Raw genomic sequence first — 23,597 nt, 5'->3', positions numbered from 1 at the left:
TGATTCCAGTCGATCAGTCATGGGTGGGCACGGAGCCTTCAGGCTCCGTGCGGCAGCAGGGATTCAGACGCTGATCGAAGGCGGTGGCGCGCGGCTGCGCGCACCGGGGAATATGGCCTGTCGGGCATGGCCCTGAAGGGTTGCCGCAGGGATGAGGGTGACGGGCAGGGCGTGCCCGGCAACGAGTGGGCTGAAGGTCTGCGGTAATGCAGGGCAGTTGAACAGCAGGCTGCAGTAGCCGCATTTTTCCCACATCACATGCAGTTGGCCATCGTCGCCGTGGCCGTGATGCGAGTCGCTGGCGTGCCCGTGTTCCGAGGACAGAGCCATGCCCATCGGCATGCTCATGCCCGCGTGATGATCCATCGGCATCGACTGGGAAATCAGCGGGCCGATAAAGATCATCCACATGGCGAACAGGCTCAGCCAGCCGCCACCGACGCGCCTGCGTTCAGGGCGGGTGGTACGGCTGCGTCTGTTGCATGGCAGGCTCATGAAGGCGAGCGCCAGTCAGCGAAGGGTCAGTGTGCGTGTTCGTGCGGCTGGTCCGCCGGGGCCTGCCTCTGCACAGCCACGTCGACCGTGATGTCGCCTGCCTTCTCGAAATGCAGGGTCAGCGGGAAGCGCTTGCCGTCGCTGAGCAGGCTACGGTCCTTGGGCTGCATCAGCATCACATGATAGGCGCTGGGGGCGAAGACCACGTCCTTGCCGGCGGGCACTACTACATTGGGCACCTGCTGCATCTTCATGGCGCCGTTGGCACTCATCACGTGTTCGTGCAGTTGTGCGTCAGCAGTGATGGGGCTGTCCACGCTGAGCAGGCGGTCATCGACCTTGCCGTTGTTGTGCACGATGAAATAGGCGGCCACATTGGGCGCGTTCGGCGGCAGTTGCAGCGACCAGGGGTGGGCGATATGCAGGTCGCCCACAGTGTATTCATGGGCGTTGGCGAAGGCGCCGGGCAGCAGCAGTGCGGCCACTACGAGAGCTTGCTTGAGCATGGTGTAAGTCTCCGTTCTGTTCAGGTTCAGGCAGACAGCGTGATGAACTCAGACCAGGGGAGAGGCGCGGGGGTTGAGCGCGGGCCAGAGCTGGCGCGGCGTCATTTGGTAATCGGCTGGCGGTGGAACATGCGCGGCCAGCAACGTGGGCGGGTTGTGCAGTTGTGGCGGATAACCTGGCAGGGCCAGCAGCGGCGAGGCTCCCGAACAGCACCAGCAGTGCTGCATGTTGGAATGCTCGTCGTTTTGCGTGCCGAGGTCGATCTTGGCCAGTGCCTGGACGTCGACCTTGGCCTTGCCTGCCATGCTGGAACAGAAAGCCCCCCACAGCAGCTGTTCGGCCGGGCCCTTGGGCGCGGCAGAGGACAGCGGCATGGCCAGCAGGTTGAACAGCACTGCGAGGCAGGCTATCCAGGCGATGTGCCGACGTGGGGGCATGGAGAGATCCGGTCAGGAATCGTGGCGGGTATTGTACGGCGCAGTATAGGTAAAAATGATGGGGTGCGGTGAAGTGACGCAGGCGGGTCGATGGGGCTGCTGCGCGGACCATGGCCGGCAAGCCGGCCATGAAGCTACAGCAGCTATCAAGCCTTGTTACGGCCCATCAAGCCACGCACGGTCTCTTGCAAATCAGCCGGCAGCACCACCACCTTGGCATTGTTGCTGCTGGCCAGGTTCTCCATGGCGCCGACATAGCGCTCACCCAGCAGGTACATGGCTGGCACCGTCTCGTTGCCCACCGCGTCCTTGACCAGCGAAATCGCCTTTGCCGAAGCCTCGGCAAGGTTGATTTGCGCCTCGGCATCGAGCTTGGCCGACTGCAGGCGGGCTTCGGCCTCGAGAATGGCGGCCTGCTTGGCACCTTCGGCACGGGTCACGTCGGCTTTACGTTCACGTTCGGCCGCCGCCTGACGTTCCATGGCCAGCTGCATGTTTTCCGATGGCTTGATGTCCTGGATTTCTACCGAGCGCACGGTCACGCCCCAGTCTTCGGTCTGTTCGGACATCGCCTCTCGCAGGCGTGCCTTGATCTGCTCGCGGCTGGACAGCGCTTCGTCCAGGTCCATGGCGCCGACGATTGCGCGCAGCGATGTCATGGTCAGGCTGGTGACGGCAAACGAGAAATTCTGCACGCCATAGGAGGCCTTCTGCGGGTCGACCACTTTGGCGAAACACAGTGCATTGGCGACGATCACCGCATTGTCGCGAGTGATGATTTCCTGCTCCTGCACATCGAGGATGATGTCCTTGGTCGGCAGGCGATAGGCGACCACGTCCATGTACGGGATGACGATGTTCAGGCCGGGCTTGAGTGTGCTGTGGTAGCGGCCCAGGCGCTCGACGATCCACTCCTCCCCCTGGGGTACGATGCGTACACCCTTGAAGACAGTGATCAGGACGAAAACGGCGAGGGTGCCGACGACGATAAGGCTGGTCATGATGCGAACTTCCTTTTAATGCGGTCAGGCCCGGATGACCCGGGCAGTATTGCCTTCGATGGCGACGAGACGTACACGCTCGCCTGACGGGATGTCGCTGTCAGCGACGCAGATCCATTCCTCATTGCCCAGGATCGGTTTCTGGAACCGCACACGGCCTTTCTGGAATTGCGAAACGCTGCTGATCAGCAGCCCGACTTCGCCGATCACGCTGTCGGCGGTCCAGCGCACATCCGGCTGCTTGCGCCGGAACAGCTTGAACCAGAGTGCCGTGGTGACCGACGAGAACAGCACCCACGACAGTACCTGCATGTCCAGTTGCAGGCTGGGGGCGGCGAGCGAGATGAGCGACACCAGCACGGCACCGATGCCGAACCAGATGATGAAGAACGTGGGCAGGACCAGTTCGAGCAGGATCAGCGCGATGCCGAAGACCAGCCAGATCCACCATTGCATTTCCATATGGTTGACGATTTCCGGAGGGGAGGGGGGTTGAGTTTAAGACTGACGACAGGCCAACGGCCATATGAATGTATCTGGTCACAGCGCAGCGATGGTCGATAGCCACTGTCGGAATATGGAAAGGGCTACGTCTTTTACCCTGGCGTGGCCAGCCAATCCTCAACCCGCAACCCCGGAACGCGCATGAACTCTCGCAGGTTGTTGGTTACCAAGGTAAGCCCCCGCGCGCGGGCATGCCCGGCAATCAACTGATCGAAAGGGCCGATGGGCGTACCGGCCTTTGCCAGTTCTGAGCGAAGCTGCCCGCTGTGTTCTGCTGCATGGCTGTCATAGTCGAGTACTTCAAGACGCGCTACGAAACCCTCCACAATCGAGAGATTTTGTGCAGGAGCGGCCGATTTCTCTGCACCGTAAACCAGCTCCATCAGTGTGACGGTGCTGATTGCCAGCTGACCATGGTGGCGGTTGAACGCTTCACGAACTACCTGGGGTTTGTTCTTGATCGTGAAGATGCAGATATTCGTATCGAGCATGTACTTGAGCATTAAAACCCTTCACGTTCCTGGTCGGCAGGTTGGTCGCGGCTGGCCATGAAGTCCGGGCTCGCATCTTCGCCGTCAAACCAGCTATCCCATGATTCACCAGCGGGAGTGATGATGCGGGTTCGACCCACTGCAACAATGTCCACGCGGGTCACCTCTTCGGGAAATGCGACGGATTTCGGCAAGCGGATGGCCTGGCTACGATTGCTTTTGAAGACAGCACCTTGCTCCATGATGGGCCTCCCTGGAAGCGGCAAACTGTGACTGAAGTTTAAATTCCGCAAGGTATATGTCAATGGGATATACCTTGCCAAAGGCAGCCAGTCATAGATGCAGGGCGCTGAGCAACAGGCAGTACCGGGTGAACTCAGCATCGACCTGTGGGAGTGTGGGGCGCTTCAGAATGAGTACTGGAACCCCCAGCTCCCGCGCCACCTCAAGCTTGGGCTCGGTCGCCACGCTGCCGCTGTTCTTGCTGACCAGCACATCGATATCGCGCCGTGCGAACAGCGCCCGCTCATCGTCAAGGTGAAACGGCCCCCGCGCACCGATCACTTCGCAGCGATCATTACCAGGGCAGGCCTGCAACGCCCTGAGGGTCCAGAACTGCTCTGGCGGAATCTCGTCCAGATGCTGCAGCGGCTCGCGCCCCAAGGTGAACAAAGGCCGACGGAACGGCTTGAGTGCATGGATCAGCCCCGCCCAATCCTCCACTTCTCGCCAGTCGTCACCGGGCTGGGCCTGCCATGCCGGGCGACGCAAGGCCCAGCACGGGATGCCCACGGCCCGTGCGGCGGCGGCGGCATTGTGGCTGATCTGCGCGGCATAGGGATGGGTGGCGTCTATCAGTAACGTGATACCCGCCTCGCGCAGGTACGCGGCCAGGCCATCAGCCCCACCATAGCCGCCGACCCGCACCTGGCAGGCCAGGCCCTGCGGCACCCGGCCGATGCCAGCCAGGCTGTAGACATGCTCCGGGCCAAGCTGACGGGCGATGGCCAGTGCCTCGGTGACACCGCCCAGCAGCAGGATGCGCCGGTTCATTGCACACCTGCCTTGCCGACGATGCCGCCCTGGCGGTCGATGGCGAACACTTCCACCTGCACCTGTGCGGGCACCACGCTGCGGGCGAACGCCAGGGCGTGGGCGCAGACCGCGTCGCCCAGGGCGATGCCGGCGGCGTGTGCCAGGGCCAGGGCTTGCTGGCTGGTGTTGGCGGCCATGATCGCTGCCTGCAGGTCGGCATCGGCGCCGATGTCCGCGGCCCACCCGGCCAGTTGCGGCAGGTCGATGCTCGAGTGGCGGCTGTGCAGGTCCATATGCCCGGCGGCCAGCTTGCTGATCTTGCCAAAGCCACCGCACAGTGACAGGCGTGGCACCGGCACCTTGCGCAGGTGCTTGAGCACCGCGCCGACAAAATCGCCCATCTCGATCAGGGCAATTTCCGGCAGGCCGTAGACGCGGCGCATGGTGTCTTCGCTGGCATTGCCGGTGCAGGCGGCGATATGGGTATAGCCATTGGTGTGGGCCACATCGATGCCCTGGTGGATGGAGGCGATGTAGGCCGCGCAGGAGAAAGGCCGCACGATGCCGCTGGTACCAAGAATCGACAGCCCGCCGAGGATACCCAGGCGCGGGTTCATGGTCTTGAGTGCCAGCTGCTCGCCGCCTTTTACGTTGACCGTGACCTCGAAGCCGCCGTGGTAGGCGCAGTCGTCGGCCAGTTGCTGCAGGTGTTCACTGATCATGCGTCGCGGTACCGGGTTGATCGCCGGCTCGCCCACGGCGAGTACCAGCCCGGGGCGGGTGACCGTGCCGACACCCACGCCCGCTACAAAGCGTATGCCCGGCTCGTCCTGCAACCGCACCTGGCTGTAGAGCAGCGCGCCATGGGTGACATCGGGGTCGTCGCCAGCATCCTTGAGTGTGCCGGCTTCGGCGCGCTCGTCCTCGCGGCGGCAGAATTCCAGGCGCATCTGCACCACCTTGCCCTTGGGCAAGGTGATGCTCACGGCGTCAGTGCTCACACCGGTGAGCAGCAGGCGCGCTGCCGCCAGGCTGGTGGCAGTGGCGCAGCTGCCAGTGGTCAGGCCGCTGCGCAGTGGCGCCGGCTGTTCGCGGGTTTCTTCACGCATCGTGGGGCTTCACCACGTCGAGCAAGGTGATCGGCAATGCCTGGCGCCACGTGTCGAAGGCGCCCAATGGCTGGGCCTGGGCGACATGGATACGCGTCAGTTCACCGCCATGCTGTTGGCGAAAGTGCGCCAGTGCCAGTTCGCTTTGCAGGGTCACGGCATTGGCCACCAATCGCCCTCCGGGGCGAAGCCGCTCCCAACACAACGGCAACACGCCTTCACGGGTGACGCCACCGCCGATGAAGATCGCATCCGGGCGCTCCAGCTCGGCCAAGGCCTGCGGTGCTTTGCCGCGCACCAGTTGCAGGCCGGGAACGCCAAGGGCATCACGGTTGTACTCGATGAAGCCCTGGCGGCCCTCGTCGGCTTCGATTGCCAGTGTTCGGCAGGCGGGGTGGGCGCGCATCCACTCGATGCCGATCGAGCCACAGCCTGCGCCAACGTCCCACAGCAACTCGCCTGGTTGGGGGGCCAGACGGGCCAAGGTGATAGCCCGTACGTCACGTTTGGTCAGCTGGCCGTCATGACGGAAAGCATCGTCCGGCAGGCCGGCTGCGCGTGACAGCCGCGGAGCGTCGGCAGCAGCCTGGCACTCGATGGCAACCAGATTCAGCGCGGCGACCTGGGCTTGGGCCCAGTCATCGGCGATGCCCGCCAAGTGGCGTTCGGCAGGGCCGCCGAGGTGCTCGAACACCTGCAGGCGGCTTGGCCCGAAACCGCGCTCGCGCAGCAGGGCGGCGATGGCTGCGGGGCTCTCACCGTCGTTGCTCAGCACCAGCAGGCGCATGCCGCTGTAAAGGTGGGCGTTGAGAGAGGCCAGGGGGCGCGCGACCAGAGACACCACCTGCACATCCTGCAGCGGCCAGCCAAGGCGGGCAGCGGCCAGGGCGCAAGAGGAGGGCATCGACAGTACCTGCAGCTCTTGGGCCGGCACCTGCCGCGCCAGGCTGGCACCGACGCCGTAGAACATCGGGTCACCGCTTGCCAGCACGCACACCTGCTCACCGCGCCGAGCCAGTACCGGGGCGAGCGAGAACGGGCTCGGCCAATGTTCGCGGGCGGCGCTTACGCAGCGCGGCAGCAGGGCCAGCTGACGTGGGCTGCCGATGATCCGCGAAGCGCCGAGCAGGGCGCGTCGGGCCTGCTTGCCCAGGCCGTTGAAGCCGTCTTCGCCGATGCCTACTACTGTCAGCCAGGGTGTCATGTGTTTCTGATCCGCCATTTTTGGGGGCGCATCGCCCCCCTAAGCCGGCAAAGGGGGCGACGCGGTGATGAATTTCTGTTCAATCGCCAGCGATGCTCGACCACCGGCTTTTCATGCCGCCGGACAAAGCAGGCATAATACCGCGCCTTCTACACTCAAGCGCATTTTCAGCGATTGCCGGACGTCCCTTTGAAGCAGGCCCATACCCCACCCGTATCGCCCCGTCCCTCGGCTTGCCCGGGGTTGTGGCGCATCGTCAGTGCCCTTGATGGCGGGATCTGCCGGATCAAACTGCCCGGTGGGCTGCTGCTGGCCGATCAGGCCGATGCCGTGGCAGCGGCTGCCGAGCGTTTCGCCGGTGGCGTGATCGAGGCGACCAACCGCGGCAACCTGCAGGTCCGTGGCATTGGCGACGATCACGCCGGCCTGATCGAAAGCCTGCTGGCAGCAGGCCTGGGCCCACGCAATGCTGCCAGTGACGATGTGCGCAACCTGATGCTCAGCCCCTTGGCCGGGCATGACCCCTTGATGGTGCTGGATGTTCGTCCCCTGGCCGAACACATCCTCGACATGCTGCAAGGCACACCGCGCTTTCACCAGTTATCGGCCAAGTTCGCGGTGCAACTGGACGGCGGCGAAGGCCTGGCGATGCTCGAGCACCCGCACGATCTATGGCTGTCAGCCGTGCGACTCGAGCAACGCACCTGGCTGGCGTTCGGCCTGGCCGGTTGCCCGGCTGACGGCCAGGTGCTGGGTGCGGTGCCGGTGGAACAGGGGCTGGCGCTGGTGCGCGCAGTGCTTGAGCGCTTCCTCGACCTGGCCAGCCCGGACCAGGCGCGCATGCGCCAGTTGCTTGAAAACTGCTCAGTGGAGCGATTCATCGAGGGGCTAGGGCTGGCGATCCGCCGGGATGATGCCGTGCTCGATTGGCGCCGCAAAGCGGGCAACAGCCCATGGCTGGGTGCCGTTGAGCAGCTGCAGGGCATGGCCCTGGGCGTTGCCCCGCCGCTTGGCAGGCTCAGCGCCGACATGCTGCGCGGTGCGGCGCGAATCGCGCGTGAACACGGTGATGGCAGCCTGCGCCTGAGCCCCTGGCAGAGCCTGATGCTGACCTCTGTAGCTGGCGCGAGCATCGCCCCGGCGCAACGTGAGTTGTCGGCCCTGGGCCTGCTCTGCCACAGCCATGAACCCTTGGCCCGCCTGGTTGCCTGCACCGGCGCCAGCGGCTGCGCCAAGGCGCACGGCGAAACCAAGGCCGATGCCCTGGCCCTGGCGGCCCTGTTGCCCGCTGGCGCCCCTGCCAGTGTGCACCTGTCTGGTTGCCCCCGATCCTGCGCCGTGGCCCATGTCGCCCCGGCCACACTGCTGGCCCGCTCGCCGGGCCGCTATGACCTCTATTTGCGTGACGCGCGCCTGCCGGGCTTCGGTGCCCTGCGCGCCGCCAACCTCACCTTGAACGAAGCAGGCGCCATGCTCGACCTGCCGACGGAGCACCTTGATGATTGATTACATCCGCGATGGTCAGGAGATCTATCGCAATTCCTTCCGGATCATCCGTGAGGAGGCCCGGCTCGAGCGGATCCCCGCAGACCTCGAGAAACTCGCCGTACGTGTGATCCATGCCTGTGGCATGGTCGAGGCCATCGACGGCCTGCAGTTCTCCGAAGGTGCCGGCCGCGCCGGGCGCCAGGCCCTGGCCAACGGCGCGCCGATCCTCTGCGATGCGCACATGGTCGCCGAAGGCATCACCCGTGCACGCCTGCCCGCCGACAACAAGGTGATCTGCACCCTGCGCGACCCGAGTGTCCCGGCCCTGGCCAAAGATGCCGGCAATACCCGCTCGGCGGTGGCTCTGGAGCTGTGGCGGCCTTACCTGGAGGGCAGCGTGGTGGTGATCGGCAACGCGCCGACCGCACTGTTCTACTTGCTGGAAATGATCGATGCAGGTGCACCAAAGCCTGCGCTTATCCTCGGTTTCCCGGTTGGCTTCGTCGGTGCGGCGGAGTCCAAGGCCATGCTCGCCGCCGACAGCCGGGGCGTCCCGTTCGTGATCATGCAGGGCCGCCTGGGCGGTAGCGCGATGGCTGCTGCCGCGGTCAATGCCCTCGCCACGGAGGTGGAATGATGGCGCCGCGTGGACGTCTGCTGGGCCTGGGCGTAGGCCCTGGCGACCCTGAGCTGATCACCCTCAAGGCCCTGCGCTTGCTGCGCGAGGCCCCAGTGGTCGCCTACTTCGTGGCCAAGGGCAAGCGTGGCAATGCCTTCGGCATCATCGAGGCGCACCTGCAGCCAGCGCAAACGCTGCTGCCGCTGGTCTATCCGGTGACCACCGAGGCGTTGCCGGCACCGTTGTCGTACGAGCAGGTCATCAGCGATTTTTATGACGAGGCCAGCGTGCAGGTGGCCGAGCACCTCGATGCCGGCCGCGATGTCGCGGTGATCTGCGAGGGCGACCCGTTCTTTTACGGCTCCTACATGTACCTGCATGACCGTCTGGCGCAGCGCTATGACGCGCAAGTGATCCCTGGTGTCTGCTCGATGCTGGGAGGCGCGTCGGTACTGGGAGCACCCCTGGTTTACCGCAACCAGAGCCTGTCGGTGCTGTCGGGCGTGCTGCCGGCCGAAGAACTCAAGCGGCGCCTGGCCGATGCCGATGCGGCAGTGATCATGAAGCTGGGCCGCAACTTCCCCAAGGTGCGCCAGGTGCTGGGCGAACTGGGCCTGGACGGGCGAGCGCTGTACGTCGAGCGGGCGACCATGGCAAATCAGAAAATCGTCGCGCTGGACCAGGTGGACCCACAGTCATCACCGTACTTCTCGCTGATCATCGTGCCGGGTGAAAAATGGCAGGGATGAGCATGCACAAGGCACCGGCAATCATCGTGCTCGGCGCTGGCAGCGTGGCCACCGCGCGGCGCATTCAGCAGCATTATCCACAGGCGACGATCCATGGCCTGAGCGGCCGGGTCGAGATGGCCGACCAGTATTACGAAGCATTTGGCGACACGCTGCGCGCCCTGTACCTGCAAGACACGCCGATCATAGCCCTGTGTGCGGCGGGTATCGTCATCCGTAGCCTGGCCAGCCTGCTCAGCGAGAAAGGTGCGGAGCCGCCGGTGCTGGCGGTGGCCGAGGACGGCAGTGCGGTAGTGCCGCTGCTTGGCGGGCTGAGCGGCGTCAATGTCATGGCCCGCGAGATCGGTGAGGCGCTGGGCGTAGCGGCGGCGATCACCACCAGTGGCGAGCTGCGTTTCGGCACCTGCCTGTTGAACCCACCCGAGGGCTACGCCCTGGCGGATATCGAACAGGGCAAGCGTTTCGTCTCCGATCTGCTGGCGGGGCAGGCCGTACGTATCGAGGGCGATGCGCCTTGGCTGGCTCACGCCCAATTGCCGGCCAGTGAAGCCGCCCAGCGCACCATTCATGTGGGATGCACTGCGCGCCCGGCCAGCCGTGACGAGTTGCTGATCCACCCCCGTTCGGTGGTGGTTGCGGTGGATGCGGGCGGTCCTGATCTGGTTGAACGCGTCAGCGATGCCCTGCGTGAGGCGGGCATCGCCGAGCAGTCACTGGCGTGCCTGCTGGTTGCCGAACAGGCCATGGCCGAACCGTCCTTGCAGGCAGCGGCCAAGGTGCTGGGTGTCGCACTGCGTTTTGCTGCCAAAGAAAGCACGCTTGTCAGCATGGCCGCCGAAGCACTGCCGGATGCGCGCCTGATCGAACAAGGGGGCCTGGTCATTGCGCTGGCATCGGTGCCTGTCAAGGTCAACCAACTGGGCCACAGGCGTGGTCGCCTGGCCGTCATCGGCCTTGGCCCTGGCGCCGCCGAGCTGATGGTGCCGGCGGTCAAAGCCGAGCTGGCACGCGCCGAAGATATTCTCGGTTACGAAACCTACGTACGCATGGCCGGGCCGTTCCGCGATGACCAGGTGCAACATTGCACCGACAATCGCGAAGAAATGCAGCGCGCGCGTCATGCTTTCGAGCTCGCCGCACAAGGGCGCTCGGTGGTGGTGGTGTCGTCGGGTGACCCGGGGGTATTCGCCATGGCTGCCGCCGTGCTGGAAGCGCTGCACGGGTCCACTGACCCCGCCTGGCATCGTGTCGATCTGGAAATCCTGCCGGGGGTTTCGGCCTCGCTGGCCACTGCCGCTCAGGCGGGCGCGCCGCTGGGGCATGACTTCTGCGTGATGTCGCTATCGGACAACCTCAAACCGTGGCCGACCATCGAGCATCGGCTGGCCCTGGCGGCCCAGGCCGACCTGGTGCTGGCCTTCTACAACCCGATCTCGCGTTCGCGCCCTTGGCAGCTTGGGCGCGCGCTGGAAATCGTGCGCCAGCACCGGGATGGCAATACACCCGTGGTGCTGGGGCGTGACATCGGCAGGCCGGGGCAGACGCTCAGGGTGGTCACCCTCGCCGAGCTGACGCCAGAGATGGTCGACATGCGCACCATGGTCCTGGTCGGTTCTTCCACGACCTGTACCTTTGCCCGTGCCGACGGTGGGCAGTGGGTCTATACCCCGCGCTGGTACCCTGTTGCGCCCTGAGTCGCAGGGCTAGCCGACCAGGTAGCCCCTGATGCCGGTGAAGATGATCTGCGCCGCCAAGGCGCAGACAAACAGCCCCATCAGCCGGCTGACGATCTGCAGGCCTTGATCGCCGAGAATGCGCTCGATCCCGTGCGACAGATACAGCACCAGGCCCACGGTGAAGCTGGCCAGCGCGATACTGACGATGGCCAGCAACTTGTCGTCCCAGTGCGGCTGGCTGACGCCCATCACCAGCAGGGCGCCTATGGTGCCCGGGCCTACGGTGAGCGGGATGGTCAGCGGTACGATGGTCACGTCCTGCTGCACGTTGTCGGCCTGCACGGCCGGTTTGCCCTGGGCCATGCCCAAGGCAGAGATGAACAGCACGCTGCCGGCGCCGATGCGGAAGGCATCGGCCGTGATGCCGAAAATGCCGAAGATCGCCCGCCCGAACAGGTACAGCAATACGCTGGCGACCAAGGCGGCGAAGGCAACCTTCCAGGCCAGCTGCTTGCGCTCCTTGCTGGAGTGGCCTCGGGTCAGGCTGATGAAGCACGACAGCACGAAGAACGGGCTGTAGAGCACCAGCATCTTCAGGTAGACACTGAACAACTCATGAAGCATGAGGGTGAGTCCTTTGTAGGAGCGGCCTTGTGTCGCGAAAGGGGTGCGCAGCAGCCCCAGTTCCGTGTGGTGCTGCTGAAATTCTGGGGCTGCTGCGCAGCCCTTTCGCGACACAAGGCCGCTCCTACAGCGCTTTATCGGTTACGAAGTATGCAGCGGATCGGTCTTGGCTTCCCGCTGGTTCGCCCAATACTGGATCAACTCGCGCAATTGCGACAGCTCCACCGGCTTGGCCATGTGCCCGTCCATGCCGGCCAGCCGTGCGCGCTCTTTGTGTTCGGCCAGGATGTGCGCGGTCAGTGCCACCACCGGGGTGCGCGGGCGCTGGTTGGCGACTTCCCAGGCGCGCAGTTGCTGGGTGGCAGAGAAACCATCCAGTACCGGCATTTCACAATCCATCAGCACCAGGTCATAACGCTGGGCCTTCATGGCCTGCAGGGCTTCCTCACCATTGCTGGCGGTGTCCGGTTCGAGGTTGAGTTTGCCCAGCATGCCGCGGATCACCTTGGTCGAGATGCTGTTGTCCTCGGCGACCAGCACGCGGAAGTCGCCCGGCAGCTCGTGGGTGGGCGGTGTGCCTGGCAAGGGCGTCGGCACGGTCTGTTCGCGGCCGCGCTGGGCCAGCTCCTCGGCCAGAGTGGTCTTGAGGGTGTAGCCGGCCACCGGTTTGGCCAGGATGCGCTTGACCCCGGCATTACGGGCAATGACTTTGCTCGGTGCATTGCTGATACCGGTGAGCATCACCACGAGGATGTCGTGGTTCAGGCTTGGGTCTTCCTTGATCTTGGCCGCCAGCTGCATGCCGGTCATGCCCGGCATGTTCTGGTCGAGCAAGACCGCGTCGAAGTAGTCGCGCAGGTGCGCCTTGGTCCGTAGCAGGGCCAAGGCCTCCTTGCCCGAGGGTACGGCACTCACGTTCATGCCCCAGGCGCTGCACTGCTGCACCAGCACCTTGCGGCAGGTGTCGTTGTCGTCCACCACCAGCACCCGGGCGTCGCGCAATGGGCTGTCGAGGTCGGCCAAGGGTTGCTCCAGGCGAGAGGGGTCGAGCGGCAGGGTCAGCCACAGGGTGTTGCCCATGCTGGTGCTGCTCTTGATGCCGAACTCGCCTTGCATCAGGCCGATCAACTGCTTGGCGATGATCAGCCCAAGGTGGCCGCCAAGCTTGTTGCTGGAAAGGAAGTGATGGCTGTGCAGCTCTGCCTGCAGCAGGGCTTCACGTTCGGCCGCAGGCAGTGGCTCGCCGCTGTCCTGCACGGCGATACGCAGGCGCGGCACCTCGCCGCGCTGGTCCAGTGCAACGACCAGGAGGATTTCGCCCTGGTCGGTATTTTTCAGGGCGTTTTCCAGCAGGCTGGAGAGGGCCTGGCGCAGGCGCGTCGGGTCACCGCTGATGACCCGTGGTACCTGCGGCTGGGTGAAGCTGATCAGCTCGATGTTCTGTTGTTCGGCCTTGGCGCGGAAGATGTTCAGGCAGTCTTCGATCAGGGCATTGAGGTCGAACTGCACATCGTCCAGTTCGATCTGTCGCGACTCGAGTTTGGAAATGTCGAGAATTTCGTTGATCAGTGTGAGCAGTTCGTTGCCGGCGCTGTGGATGGTCTGCACGTAGTCACGTTGTTTGACCGACAGTGGCGTGCCCAGCAGCAGTTCGGTCATGCCCAGCACGCCGTTCATGGGCGTGCGGATTTCATGGCTGATCTTGGCCAGGAACTCGGCCTTGGCATTGATTTCGGCATCGCTGGCCGCCAGTGCGCGGCTGGCGCTGAAGCGCTCTTCGCTCATCCGCCGCAGGCGCTCGCTGACCGCCAGGTTGAGCAGCAGGCCGCTGGCCACCGTCAACCCGAGCAGAATGCACAGCAGCCAGGGCGTCGAGGTGCGGGTCAGGCCAAGCAGGGCCGGCAGCAGCACCAGCCCGCCCAGGTTGAACACCACCATGGCCAGGCTGAACAGGCGTGCCGGCGCATAACCTTTGTACCAGTGGTAGCTGCTGACCAGCAGCATGCTCACACTGCCCAGGGCCAGCAGGGCGTAGGTCATCAGGTTGAGCGGCAGGGTATCCACGAACAGCAGGATCAGGCCGCTGACCCCGGCCACCAGCATTTCGCCCTGCAGCAAGCGATTGAGCTGCGGTGAGTTGCAGCGCGAGAAGAAGTGCTGGGTGAAATACAGCCCCGCGAGGCCCGCCAGTACCAGGGTCAGGTAGGCGGCCGGGGTTTGCGCGCTGTGCCACAGGTGCCACCAGGGGCCGCTGAGGTTGAGCAGGATCAGGCCGCTGAGCAGCATCAGCCCATGGTACAGCGCAAGGATCAGGGTGGTGCTGGAGCGGGTGTACAGAAAGCGGATCAGGTTGTGCAGTATGAGCATGACCAGGCCGCCGAAGAGCATGCCGAACAGCAACGGCTGGCCATGGTTTGAAGCGGCGACTGCCGCAGGCTCCAGGCTGATGGCCGGGCGCAGCTGATGCTCGGAAACCAGGCGCAGGTAGATGTCCACCGCTTTGCGGCTGTTTGGCAAGGGCAATACGTGATCGCTGCCGCGCAGGGTCGTGCTGGCGTTGCCGGCCTGGCGCCCGTGGTGCAGTTGGCGTAATAGCCTGTCGCCGTCGAGGGCGTAGAGGTCCAGGCGTGAAAGGTCCGGGGCAAAGACCCGCAGCAGTTGCTCCTGGTCACCCGGTTCGAGGCGATAGTGCAGCCACAGGGCCTGTTGCGCCGGTGCGGCATCGAGGTCGCTCAGCGTAGTAGGGCTGAACTGGTTGCGATAGCGATCCGAGCGGACGTCGCTCAATTGCAGGTTGGCTTGTTCGTCGAGCAAAACGGACCAGCCTCCGCCTTGGTCAGCCGAAGCCGGGAGCAGGCAGAGCAGGGTCAGCAAGCTGACGATCAGAGCTGTGGCAATCCGAAGCCGACGCACTACGAGATCCCTTCCTAGCTGATGTGCCGTGTAGTAACTATGCGCGGCGCGCCAAGTCGAAGGCAAGGCCCGCGATGGGGCCCTGTCGACGAGCCGAAGGCCGCATGCGCAAGACGCTGCGGCTATCCGGTAAAGGTTATTGCTGGTGTTCACCGCGCTCGCGGGCGATAGCCCGGTAGCCGATGTCGGTACGGTAGAAGCTACCGTTCCAGGTGACTTCCTTGGCCAGGCGGTAAGCCTGCTGCTGGGCATCGGCAACCGTGCTGCCCATGGCCGTGGCGCAGAGCACGCGGCCACCGTTGGTCACTACCTGGCCGTCCTTGAGCGAAGTACCGGCATGGAACACCTTGCCTTCGATCTTGGCTGCGGCCTCCAGGCCGCTGATCGCGTCGCCCTTGGCGTAGTCGCCCGGGTAACCGCCGGCAGCCAGCACCACACCCAGGCTTGGGCGGGGGTCCCACTGCGCTTCGACCTTGTCCAGCGCCTTGGCGAAAGCGGCTTCGATCAGCAGCACCAGGCTCGACTCCAGACGCAGCATGACCGGCTGGGTTTCCGGGTCGCCAAAGCGGCAGTTGAACTCGATGACCTTGGGGTTGCCCGCCTTGTCGATCATCAGGCCGGCATACAGGAAGCCGGTGTACACGTTGCCTTCCTCGGCCATGCCGCGCACGGTCGGCCAGATCACCTGGTCCATCACGCGCTGGTGTACATCGGCGGTAACGACCGGGGCAGGGGAGTAGGCACCCATACCGCCCGTGTTCGGGCCGGTGTCCTGGTCACCGACGCGCTTGTGGTCCTGGCTGGTGGCCATTGGCAGCACGTTGTGGCCGTCGACCATCACGATGAAGCTGGCTTCCTCGCCGTCGAGGAACTCTTCGATCACCACGCGCGAACCGGCGTCGCCAAAGGCGTTGCCCGCGAGCATGTCACGCACCGCGGCTTCGGCTTCTTCCAGGGTCATGGCGACGATCACGCCTTTGCCTGCGGCCAGGCCGTCGGCCTTGATCACGATCGGCGCGCCTTTTTCCTGCAGGTAGGCCAGGGCCGGCTCGATCTCGGTGAAGTTCTGGTAGTCGGCGGTCGGGATCTTGTGGCGAGCCAGGAAGTCCTTGGTGAAGGCCTTGGAACCTTCCAGCTGGGCCGCGCCCTTGGTCGGGCCGAAGCAGTCCAGGCCGCGGCTGCGGAACAGGTCGACCACACCGATGACCAGCGGCGCCTCGGGGCCCACGATGGTCAGGTCGACGTTCTTCTCGGCGAAGTCTGCCAGTTGCTCAAGGGCGGTGACGTCGATGGCGACGTTCTCGCACTTGGCTTCAATGGCGGTACCGGCGTTGCCGGGGGCGACGAATACTTTCTCGACGCGTGGGTCCTGGGCGACTTTCCAGGCCAGGGCGTGCTCACGGCCGCCGCTGCCGATGATCAAAACTTTCATTACAGGCTCCTTCGGAGAAGCTGCAAGCTGCAAGCGTCAAGCAAAAGCGGTTCGCGCTGATCCTTTCAAATGCTCACAACTCAGGGATTCAAGGGGCTGTGGCTGCAAGCAGGAGCGACTGGGCCTGTTCTTGCTTGCAGCTTGCAGCTTAAAGCTTGCCGCTGCTATCAGTGGCGGAAGTGGCGCATACCGGTGAATACCATCGCGATGCCAGCTTCGTCGGCAGCGGCGATGACTTCAGCATCGCGCATCGAACCACCTGGCTGGATCACGGCGCTGATACCCACTTTAGCTGCATTGTCGATGCCATCACGGAACGGGAAGAACGCGTCCGACGCCATGACCGCACCTTGCACCTGCAGGCCGGCATGCTCTGCCTTGATGGCCGCGATGCGCGCGGAGTTGACGCGGCTCATCTGGCCGGCGCCCACGCCGATGGTCTGGCGCTGCTTGGCGTAGACGATGGCGTTGGACTTGACGAACTTGGCCACTTTCCAGGCGAACACCAGGTCGTGGATTTCCTGCTCGGTCGGTGCACGCTTGGTGACGATCTTCAGGTCATCTGCGGTGATCATGCCGTTGTCGCGGCTCTGCACCAGCAGGCCACCGTTGACGCGCTTGAAGTCCCAACCGGCGGCGCGCTCGGCTGGCCACTCGCCGCACTCCAGCAGACGTACGTTTTGCTTGGCAGCCACCACGTCGCGGGCAGCTTGGGAGATTTTCGGGGCGATGATCACTTCGACGAACTGGCGCTCGACGATGGCCTGGGCGGTTTCGCCATCCAGTTCGCGGTTGAAGGCGATGATCCCGCCGAAGGCCGATTCGGTGTCGGTAGCGTAGGCCAGGTCGTAGGCCTTGCGGATACCGCCCTCGTCTTCAGGCACCACGGCGACGCCGCATGGGTTGGCGTGCTTGACGATGACGCAGGCCGGCTTGACGAAGCTCTTCACGCACTCGAGCGCGGCATCGGTGTCGGCCACGTTGTTGAACGACAGCTCCTTGCCCTGCAGCTGGATGGCGGTAGAAACGCTGGCTTCGCCTTTGTTGGCTTCAACGTAGAACGCCGCGCTCTGGTGCGGGTTCTCGCCGTAGCGCATTTCCTGAGCCTTGACGAACTGGCTGTTGAAGGTGCGCGGGAACTCGCTGCGCGCTTCGGTGGACAGCGTGTCCTTGGCCTGGTCGATGGTGCCCATGTAGTTGGCGATCATGCCGTCGTAAGCGGCAGTGTGCTCGAAGGCCTTGAGCATCAGGTCGAAACGCTGGGCGTAGGTCAGGCCGCCGGCCTTGAGGCCCTCGAGGACGCTGGCGTAGTCGCCGGCGTTGACCACGATAGCGACGTCCTTGTGGTTCTTGGCAGCCGAACGGACCATGGTCGGGCCACCGATGTCGATGTTCTCGATGGCGGTCGGCAGGTCACAGCCAGGTTTTGCGATGGTGGCTTCGAATGGGTACAGGTTGACGGCGACCAGATCGATCGGCTTGATGCCGTGCTCGTTCATGATGGCGTCGTCGACACCGCGACGGCCGAGGATGCCGCCGTGGATCTTCGGGTGCAGGGTCTTGACCCGGCCGTCCATCATTTCGGCGAAGCCGGTGTAGTCGGCCACTTCCACCGCGTTCACGCCGTTGTCCTTGAGCAGCTTGTAGGTGCCGCCGGTGGACAGGATCTCGACACCGAGCTGCTGCAGCTCACGAGCGAATTCGAGGATACCGGTCTTGTCGGAGACGCTGATCAGGGCGCGGCGGACTGGCAGGCGGGTAGTCTGGTCGGTCATTTCGGATTCCAATAACGCGGTGGAGTCAGCAAAAAAGGCGCCTCTGTTCAGGGAGCCGCCTTTTCTGATTGGGATTCTGGCTTACAACAAGTCGTACTGCTTGAGTTTCTTGCGCAGGGTGCCTCGGTTGAGCCCGAGCATCTCGCTGGCCTTGGTCTGGTTGCCCTTGACGTAATTCATCACGCTTTCGAGCAGGGGCGCCTCGACTTCGGAGAGCACCAGGTTGTACACGTCAGTGACGGTAGCGCCTTCCAGGTGTGCGAAGTAGTTGTGCAGCGCCTTCTCGACGCTGTCACGAAGGGTCTGGCCCTCTTCGCTCGGCGTGTTGAGGTGCTGTTTGAGGTTGGCGTTGTCGCTCACGGGCGTTGTTCCACTCACTAATGTCTCGGTCATCATCGTCATGCGGCCACCCCTTGTCCGTCCTCTGTCTCAAGGCTCTGTCGACGTTCGCTGAAATACGCTCGAACGTTGGCGCACTGCGCTTGTGTGTCTTCCAAAGCGTTGAACCGGGAGCGAAACTCCTTGCCGCCGGGTCGTGTTGCCAGGTACCAGCCAACGTGCTTGCGGGCGATACGTACGCCCATCACATCGCCATAGAAGGCGTGCAGCGCGGCAAGGTGCTCCAGCAGGATACGTTCCACTTCGTCCAGCTGCGGGGCCGGCAAATACTGGCCAGTCCCCAGGTAATGCTCGATCTCGCGAAAGATCCAGGGCCGCCCCTGGGCGGCCCTGCCAATCAGCAGACCGTCGACGCCGGTGGCGTCCAGCACCGCCCGGGCCTTTTCTGGCGAAGTGATATCGCCGTTGGCAAAAACCGGGATGGACACCGCCTGCTTGATGGCAGCGATGGTGTCGTATTCGGCTTCGCCGGTGTACAGGTCGGCGCGTGTGCGGCCATGCACCGCCAGCGCCTGGATGCCAGCCTGCTCGGCGATCCTCGCCACGTTCAGGCCGTTCTTGTTCGCCCGGTCCCAACCGGTGCGGATCTTCAGGGTCACCGGGACGTCCACCGCGCCGACGACGGCGTGGAGAATCTCGCTGACCAAAACTTCATCTCTCAATAAAGCAGAGCCTGCAGCTTTGTTGCAGACTTTTTTCGCCGGGCAACCCATGTTGATGTCGATGATCTGGGCGCCAGCTTCGACGTTGGCCCTGGCCGCCGCCGCCATCATCTGCGCATCGCCACCGGCGATCTGTACCGAGCGCGGCTCGGGATCGCCTTCGTGAATGCGGCGCAGGCTCGACTTGCGGCTGTTCCACAGGCTCATGTCGCTGCTGACCATCTCCGACACCACCATGCCCGCGCCCAGGCGCTTGCAAAGTGTACGGAAAGGCTGGTCCGTGACCCCGGCCATGGGCGCGAGGATCAGGTTGTTGCGTAGTGTGTATGGGCCGATGCGTACCGCCGACATAGGTGTTCCCTGTTGTGGGGCCGAATCATTGGAGTCGAAAAAGGGTTGGCATAATACCCGCTCTCGGTGACCGGATAAAGATGGATTTGGATAAATTCTGAACAGTTGTAGGCTTATGCCTTTGGGCTACAAGCTTCAGCTTCAAGCGGCAAGAGGAAGCAGACCGGTTGTCGGCTCGCTTCTCTTGCAGCTTGCCGCTCGACGTTTATTCGGGGGAGCGGAAGCTGAGGCTGTAGTTCACTGCTTTCGGGCCAGGGTCGAGGATGTCCAGGGCAATGTGGATCGGCGTCTGGCTGGGCATTTCGCCACGGCCGGCCAATTCACCCGAGAGATACTCGCTCGGCTTGAAGCGCCGGCTGGCGATCAATTGGCCATTGAGGTCGGCAAAACGCAGTTCCAGCAGCGGGAACGGCTGGGCGAAGGGCGCGCGGTTGTAGATGATCGCATCGACGATCAGCGCGCCCTTGAAGTCAGGGTGGCTGCGCACCACCAGGTTGCTGCTCTTGATTCGGCCGATGTCGACACGGGTGGGCACCTCGCAGCCAAGCATCGGGCACAGTTGCTGGAAGAGCGGGCGGTACTGGTCCTGGCGCGCCATTTCGTCGAAATGGAACCACACGTACTGGAATGCCAGCAGGCCGGCGGCCAGCAGGGTGAGCAAGCCCCAGAGCACGCGTTTGCCCCAGTGGGGGCGCGGCTTCTCCCAGCCCAGTTGCAGAGGGTCGTCGACCACGTCGATGAGCGGCTCCTTGCGTGACGGGCGCTGGGGCCTGGCAGCGAAGCCAGGTTCAAGGCGCTCGCCGGTCAGCGCCGGGGCAGGGGTGTCATCGTGCGCCGCCAGATGCAGATCCGTATCGTCATCATCGCGGGCGCTCAGGCCTTTTTCGTGAACGGGTTCGTCATCTGGCGACAGCCGCTCGGAAAAGTCGTGCGCGTTATCGCGCTCGGCAGCCCGATGCGTGGCAGGTTCATCATCGAAGTCCAGGTCCAGGTTGCCGTCCAGTGTGGGCTCGGTGCGATCGCCTGGGGCGGGCTCCAGGTCCAGTGGCTCCTGCTCCAGCAGTACCGGGGCGGGATCGACGGTTTCCAGCGGCTCATGGTGATCGTCGGTTGCATTACCGAACAGTGCGTCGCCATGGGGCTCGGCGGCGGGCTCGTCACGCCGTGCCTGCAGTGCATCGGCAGGCGCGGCAGGGCGCGGCTCGTCTGGCTTGCCACGGCGTTCGAGGCGGGCCAGTTCCTGGTCCAGGTCGAGTTCGTCGAGGGCTTGCGCTGTGGCTGCCCAGTCTTGCGGCTCGGCGGCTGAGCGCTCGCTGACCGGGGGCTCGGGCGCGGTGACGGGCGCGACCACCGGTATCGGCGGCACGGCCGGGGCGGCGCTGGCGCGGTTCTGCTCCAGCAGTTGCTTCGCCGCGTTGAACACCTGCAGGCAATGGCCGCAGCGCACTACGCCGCGCGCCACGCTCAACTGGTGATGGGTGACGCGAAAGCTGGTCTGGCAATGCGGGCACTGGGTGACGAAACTGTCGGTCATGCGGCGATCCGGGAGCTGTGCAGAGAAGTATTTTAGGCCCGCTTAGCGGCGGCGACCACTGATGCGCACCCAGCCGTCGCGCACGACGATCGGGTCCAGCTCGAAGTCGGCGGCGTAGGCCGCGGCGACCTCCTCACCCTGTTCGGCAAGGATGCCAGACAACGCGAGCAGACCACCTGGGCGTACCAGGCCGGACAGCTGCGGCGCCAGCGAGACCAAAGGGCCAGCCAGGATATTGGCGACCAGCACGTCGGCCTGCATGGCCGGCATATGCTCGGGCAGGTACAGCGCCAGCTTCTCGTCGGCGACGCCATTGCGCTGGGCGTTGTCACGCGAGGCTTCGATGGCCTGCACGTCGATGTCGGTACCGACCGCTTCGCGTGCGCCCAACAACAATGCAGCGATGGCCAGAATGCCCGAGCCGCAGCCGAAGTCCAGCACCTGGGTGCCTTCGAGCTGTTGGCCGTCGAGCCATTCCAGGCACAGGGCGGTGGTCGGGTGGGTGCCGGTGCCGAAGGCCAGGCCAGGGTCAAGCAGCAGGTTGACTGCGTCCTTTTCCGGCGCTTCGTGCCAGCTTGGCACGATCCACAGGCGGCGGCCGAAGCGCATTGGCTGGAAGTTGTCCATCCAGCTGCGTTCCCAATCCTGATCTTCGATCACTTCGGCCTGGTGTTCCGGCAGCTGCGCACCGGTCAGCAGGCGCAGGTGAGCGAATACCTGCTCAGGGTCGGCGTCCGCCTCGAACAGTGCCAGCAGGTGCGTGTGCGACCACAGCGGCGTGGTGTTGAGGTCGGGTTCGAAGATGGGCTGGTCTTCGGCGTCCATGAACGTGACCGATACGGCGCCGACTTCGAGCAGGGCGTCTTCGTAGGTTTCGGCTTGTTCCGGGCTGATGGCCAGGCGTACTTGCAGCCAAGGCATGGCGGGCACCTTTGGTAAATCGAGAGGGGCAGCCCGAGGCTGCGCGAAGGCTGGCAGTTTACGCGAGTGCGGTGTGTTTGTGGATGACTTGAGGGGCTGCCTTGCAGGCCAATCGCCGGCGAGCCGGGTCCAACGGGCTCTTCACTGTTTTTCAGTGCACTGATCTGACTGTAGGCGCAGGTTTGCCAGCGATCGGGCCGGTAAACGTGGTAACGCATAACCGATGGTCTGAGAGCAGCCCTACAAAAAAGAACCCCGGCACAGGGCCGGGGTTCTTCGCTGCATCACGCTAACGCGATCACTCCTGGTTGGCCAGTTTGTGCTCGAGGTAGTGGATGTTCACGCCGCCTTTGCAGAAACCTTCATCACGCACCAGGTCGCGGTGCAGCGGGATGTTGGTCTTAATGCCGTCGACGACGATCTCGTCCAGGGCATTGCGCATGCGCGCCATGGCTTCGTCGCGGTCCTTGCCGTAGGTGATCAGCTTGCCGATCAGCGAGTCGTAGTTCGGCGGAACCGAATAACCGCTGTACAGGTGCGAATCGACGCGAACGCCGTTGCCACCCGGGGCGTGGAAGTGCTTGACCTTGCCTGGGCTCGGAATGAACTTCTTCGGGTCTTCGGCGTTGATCCGGCACTCCAGCGAGTGGCCGCGGATCACCACGTCTTCCTGACGGATCGACAGCTTGTTGCCAGCGGCGATGCTGAGCATCTCCTTGACGATGTCGATACCGGTGACCATCTCCGAGACCGGGTGCTCAACCTGCACACGGGTGTTCATTTCGATGAAGTAGAAACGGCCGTTTTCGTACAGGAACTCGAAAGTACCGGCGCCACGGTAGCCGATCTCGACGCACGCATCGACGCAACGCTTGAAGACTTCCTGGCGGGCCTTCTCGTCGATGCCCGGGGCAGGTGCTTCTTCAAGTACCTTCTGGTGACGACGCTGCAGCGAGCAGTCGCGGTCGCCCAGGTGGATGGCGTTGCCTTGGCCGTCGGACAGCACCTGAACTTCCACGTGACGTGGGTTGGTCAGGAACTTCTCCAGGTAGACCATCGGGTTGCCGAAGGCTGCACCGGCTTCGGTACGGGTGAGCTTGGCCGAGGCGATCAGGTCCTCTTCCTTGTGCACCACGCGCATACCGCGACCACCACCACCACCGGCGGCCTTGATGATCACCGGGTAGCCGACATCACGCGCGATCGCCAGGGCGACCTCTTCGTCTTCCGGCAGCGGGCCATCGGAGCCCGGTACGGTCGGTACGCCGGTCTTGATCATCGCGTCCTTGGCCGAAACCTTGTCGCCCATCAGGCGAATGGTGTCGGCGCGCGGGCCGATGAAGGCGAAACCGGACTTCTCCACCTGCTCGGCGAAGTCGGCGTTTTCCGCGAGGAAGCCGTAACCCGGGTGGATGGCGGTAGCGCCTGTCACTTCAGCGGCGGCGATGATCGCCGGGATGTGCAGGTACGAATCTTTGGACGAAGCAGGACCAATGCAGACCGACTCGTCTGCCAGGCCCAGGTGCATCAGTTCGCGGTCGGCCGTGGAGTGCACGGCGACGGTCTTGATGCCCAGTTCTTTGCAGGCACGCAGGATCCGCAGGGCAATTTCCCCGCGGTTGGCGATCAGGACTTTTTCCAGCTTCCCAGACATCGTTGGCTCTCCGCGAA

General features: G+C 64.1%; 23 protein-coding genes. 4 read left to right on the top strand and 19 right to left on the bottom strand.

The genetic code is table 11. From position 1 onward, the window contains the following. Positions 1 to 63 precede the first annotated feature (63 nt). The 10 genes from JOE27_RS13680 to cbiE form a co-directional block, all read right to left on the bottom strand. Positions 64 to 495 (bottom strand): DUF2946 domain-containing protein, encoded by a 432-nt coding sequence (locus JOE27_RS13680; protein WP_046787831.1) that lies wholly within the window; start codon positions 493 to 495, stop codon positions 64 to 66. Positions 496 to 521: 26 nt separating this feature from the next. Continuing rightward, positions 522 to 1,001 (bottom strand): copper chaperone PCu(A)C, encoded by a 480-nt coding sequence (locus JOE27_RS13675; RefSeq protein WP_046787832.1) that lies wholly within the window; start codon positions 999 to 1,001, stop codon positions 522 to 524. Between the two features lie 48 nt (positions 1,002 to 1,049). Then, positions 1,050 to 1,439 (bottom strand): DUF2946 domain-containing protein, encoded by a 390-nt coding sequence (locus JOE27_RS13670; RefSeq protein WP_046787833.1) that lies wholly within the window; start codon positions 1,437 to 1,439, stop codon positions 1,050 to 1,052. A 146-nt stretch (positions 1,440 to 1,585) separates the two neighbouring features. Next, positions 1,586 to 2,440, bottom strand: coding sequence for an SPFH domain-containing protein (locus JOE27_RS13665; protein WP_012316425.1), 855 nt, complete (start codon positions 2,438 to 2,440; stop codon positions 1,586 to 1,588). Positions 2,441 to 2,464: 24 nt separating this feature from the next. Next, the gene (locus JOE27_RS13660; RefSeq protein ID WP_115273790.1) at positions 2,465 to 2,902 is read right to left on the bottom strand and encodes an NfeD family protein; all 438 of its coding nucleotides are present in this window, start codon (positions 2,900 to 2,902) and stop codon (positions 2,465 to 2,467) included. A gap of 134 nt (positions 2,903 to 3,036) precedes the next feature. Continuing rightward, positions 3,037 to 3,447 (bottom strand): tRNA(fMet)-specific endonuclease VapC, encoded by a 411-nt coding sequence (vapC, locus tag JOE27_RS13655; protein WP_115273791.1) that lies wholly within the window; start codon positions 3,445 to 3,447, stop codon positions 3,037 to 3,039. Continuing rightward, positions 3,447 to 3,677, bottom strand: a complete 231-nt coding sequence (locus JOE27_RS13650) for an AbrB/MazE/SpoVT family DNA-binding domain-containing protein (protein WP_012316422.1) — start codon at positions 3,675 to 3,677, stop codon at positions 3,447 to 3,449. The genes vapC and JOE27_RS13650 overlap by 1 nt, the downstream gene beginning before the upstream one ends. Positions 3,678 to 3,768: 91 nt before the next feature. Next, positions 3,769 to 4,488, bottom strand: a complete 720-nt coding sequence (locus tag JOE27_RS13645; protein ID WP_115273792.1) for a cobalt-precorrin-6A reductase — start codon at positions 4,486 to 4,488, stop codon at positions 3,769 to 3,771. Further along, entirely contained in the window at positions 4,485 to 5,579 is a 1,095-nt protein-coding gene (locus JOE27_RS13640) for a cobalt-precorrin-5B (C(1))-methyltransferase (RefSeq protein ID WP_115273793.1), read from the bottom strand. The genes JOE27_RS13645 and JOE27_RS13640 overlap by 4 nt, the downstream gene beginning before the upstream one ends. Continuing rightward, positions 5,572 to 6,783, bottom strand: coding sequence for a precorrin-6y C5,15-methyltransferase (decarboxylating) subunit CbiE (gene cbiE / locus JOE27_RS13635; RefSeq protein ID WP_204918982.1), 1,212 nt, complete (start codon positions 6,781 to 6,783; stop codon positions 5,572 to 5,574). Before cbiE ends, JOE27_RS13640 begins: the two co-directional genes overlap by 8 nt. Before the next feature lie 174 nt (positions 6,784 to 6,957). Between cbiE and cobG the strand changes: the two genes are divergently transcribed. The 4 genes from cobG to cobJ are packed head-to-tail and all read left to right on the top strand — an operon-like array spanning position 6,958 to position 11,333. After that, complete coding sequence (cobG, locus tag JOE27_RS13630; protein WP_204918980.1) at positions 6,958 to 8,289, top strand: precorrin-3B synthase; 1,332 nt, start codon at positions 6,958 to 6,960, stop codon at positions 8,287 to 8,289. Continuing rightward, a complete protein-coding gene (locus tag JOE27_RS13625; RefSeq protein WP_039602489.1) occupies positions 8,282 to 8,908 on the top strand; it encodes a precorrin-8X methylmutase in 627 nt (208 codons plus the stop codon). Before cobG ends, JOE27_RS13625 begins: the two co-directional genes overlap by 8 nt. After that, complete coding sequence (locus JOE27_RS13620; RefSeq protein WP_177010426.1) at positions 8,905 to 9,639, top strand: precorrin-2 C(20)-methyltransferase; 735 nt, start codon at positions 8,905 to 8,907, stop codon at positions 9,637 to 9,639. Before JOE27_RS13625 ends, JOE27_RS13620 begins: the two co-directional genes overlap by 4 nt. A gap of 2 nt (positions 9,640 to 9,641) precedes the next feature. Further along, entirely contained in the window at positions 9,642 to 11,333 is a 1,692-nt protein-coding gene (cobJ, locus tag JOE27_RS13615) for a precorrin-3B C(17)-methyltransferase (protein WP_204920636.1), read from the top strand. Between the two features lie 9 nt (positions 11,334 to 11,342). Here the strand turns inward: cobJ and JOE27_RS13610 are convergent, their stop codons facing one another. The 9 genes from JOE27_RS13610 to accC all read right to left on the bottom strand — a co-directional run bounded on the left by JOE27_RS13610 (position 11,343) and on the right by accC (position 23,580). Continuing rightward, the gene (locus tag JOE27_RS13610) at positions 11,343 to 11,939 is read right to left on the bottom strand and encodes a MarC family protein (RefSeq protein WP_012316414.1); all 597 of its coding nucleotides are present in this window, start codon (positions 11,937 to 11,939) and stop codon (positions 11,343 to 11,345) included. 141 nt (positions 11,940 to 12,080) lie between these two features. Continuing rightward, positions 12,081 to 14,852: a hybrid sensor histidine kinase/response regulator gene (locus JOE27_RS13605; RefSeq protein ID WP_046787840.1), complete on the bottom strand. Its 2,772-nt coding sequence runs from the start codon at positions 14,850 to 14,852 to the stop codon at positions 12,081 to 12,083. A 136-nt stretch (positions 14,853 to 14,988) separates the two neighbouring features. Further along, positions 14,989 to 16,284 (bottom strand): phosphoribosylamine--glycine ligase, encoded by a 1,296-nt coding sequence (purD, locus tag JOE27_RS13600; protein ID WP_046787841.1) that lies wholly within the window; start codon positions 16,282 to 16,284, stop codon positions 14,989 to 14,991. Between the two features lie 167 nt (positions 16,285 to 16,451). Then, a complete protein-coding gene (gene purH, locus JOE27_RS13595; RefSeq protein WP_115273798.1) occupies positions 16,452 to 18,059 on the bottom strand; it encodes a bifunctional phosphoribosylaminoimidazolecarboxamide formyltransferase/IMP cyclohydrolase in 1,608 nt (535 codons plus the stop codon). 81 nt (positions 18,060 to 18,140) lie between these two features. After that, a complete protein-coding gene (gene fis, locus JOE27_RS13590) occupies positions 18,141 to 18,461 on the bottom strand; it encodes a DNA-binding transcriptional regulator Fis (RefSeq protein WP_008093076.1) in 321 nt (106 codons plus the stop codon). Further along, complete coding sequence (dusB, locus tag JOE27_RS13585; RefSeq protein ID WP_115273799.1) at positions 18,458 to 19,471, bottom strand: tRNA dihydrouridine synthase DusB; 1,014 nt, start codon at positions 19,469 to 19,471, stop codon at positions 18,458 to 18,460. Before dusB ends, fis begins: the two co-directional genes overlap by 4 nt. 205 nt (positions 19,472 to 19,676) lie before the next feature. After that, entirely contained in the window at positions 19,677 to 21,005 is a 1,329-nt protein-coding gene (locus JOE27_RS13580; protein ID WP_177010427.1) for a DUF3426 domain-containing protein, read from the bottom strand. A gap of 42 nt (positions 21,006 to 21,047) precedes the next feature. After that, positions 21,048 to 21,926: a 50S ribosomal protein L11 methyltransferase gene (prmA, locus tag JOE27_RS13575; protein ID WP_046787844.1), complete on the bottom strand. Its 879-nt coding sequence runs from the start codon at positions 21,924 to 21,926 to the stop codon at positions 21,048 to 21,050. Between the two features lie 298 nt (positions 21,927 to 22,224). Then, the gene (accC, locus tag JOE27_RS13570; protein WP_012316407.1) at positions 22,225 to 23,580 is read right to left on the bottom strand and encodes an acetyl-CoA carboxylase biotin carboxylase subunit; all 1,356 of its coding nucleotides are present in this window, start codon (positions 23,578 to 23,580) and stop codon (positions 22,225 to 22,227) included. Positions 23,581 to 23,597 lie beyond the last annotated feature (17 nt).

The organism is Pseudomonas sp. M5 (assembly GCF_016907075.1).
Classification (GTDB): Bacteria; Pseudomonadota; Gammaproteobacteria; order Pseudomonadales; family Pseudomonadaceae; genus Aquipseudomonas; species Aquipseudomonas putida_E.
The sequence above is the reverse complement of the archived record's forward strand: the minus strand, read 5'-3'. Positions and strand labels throughout refer to the sequence as shown.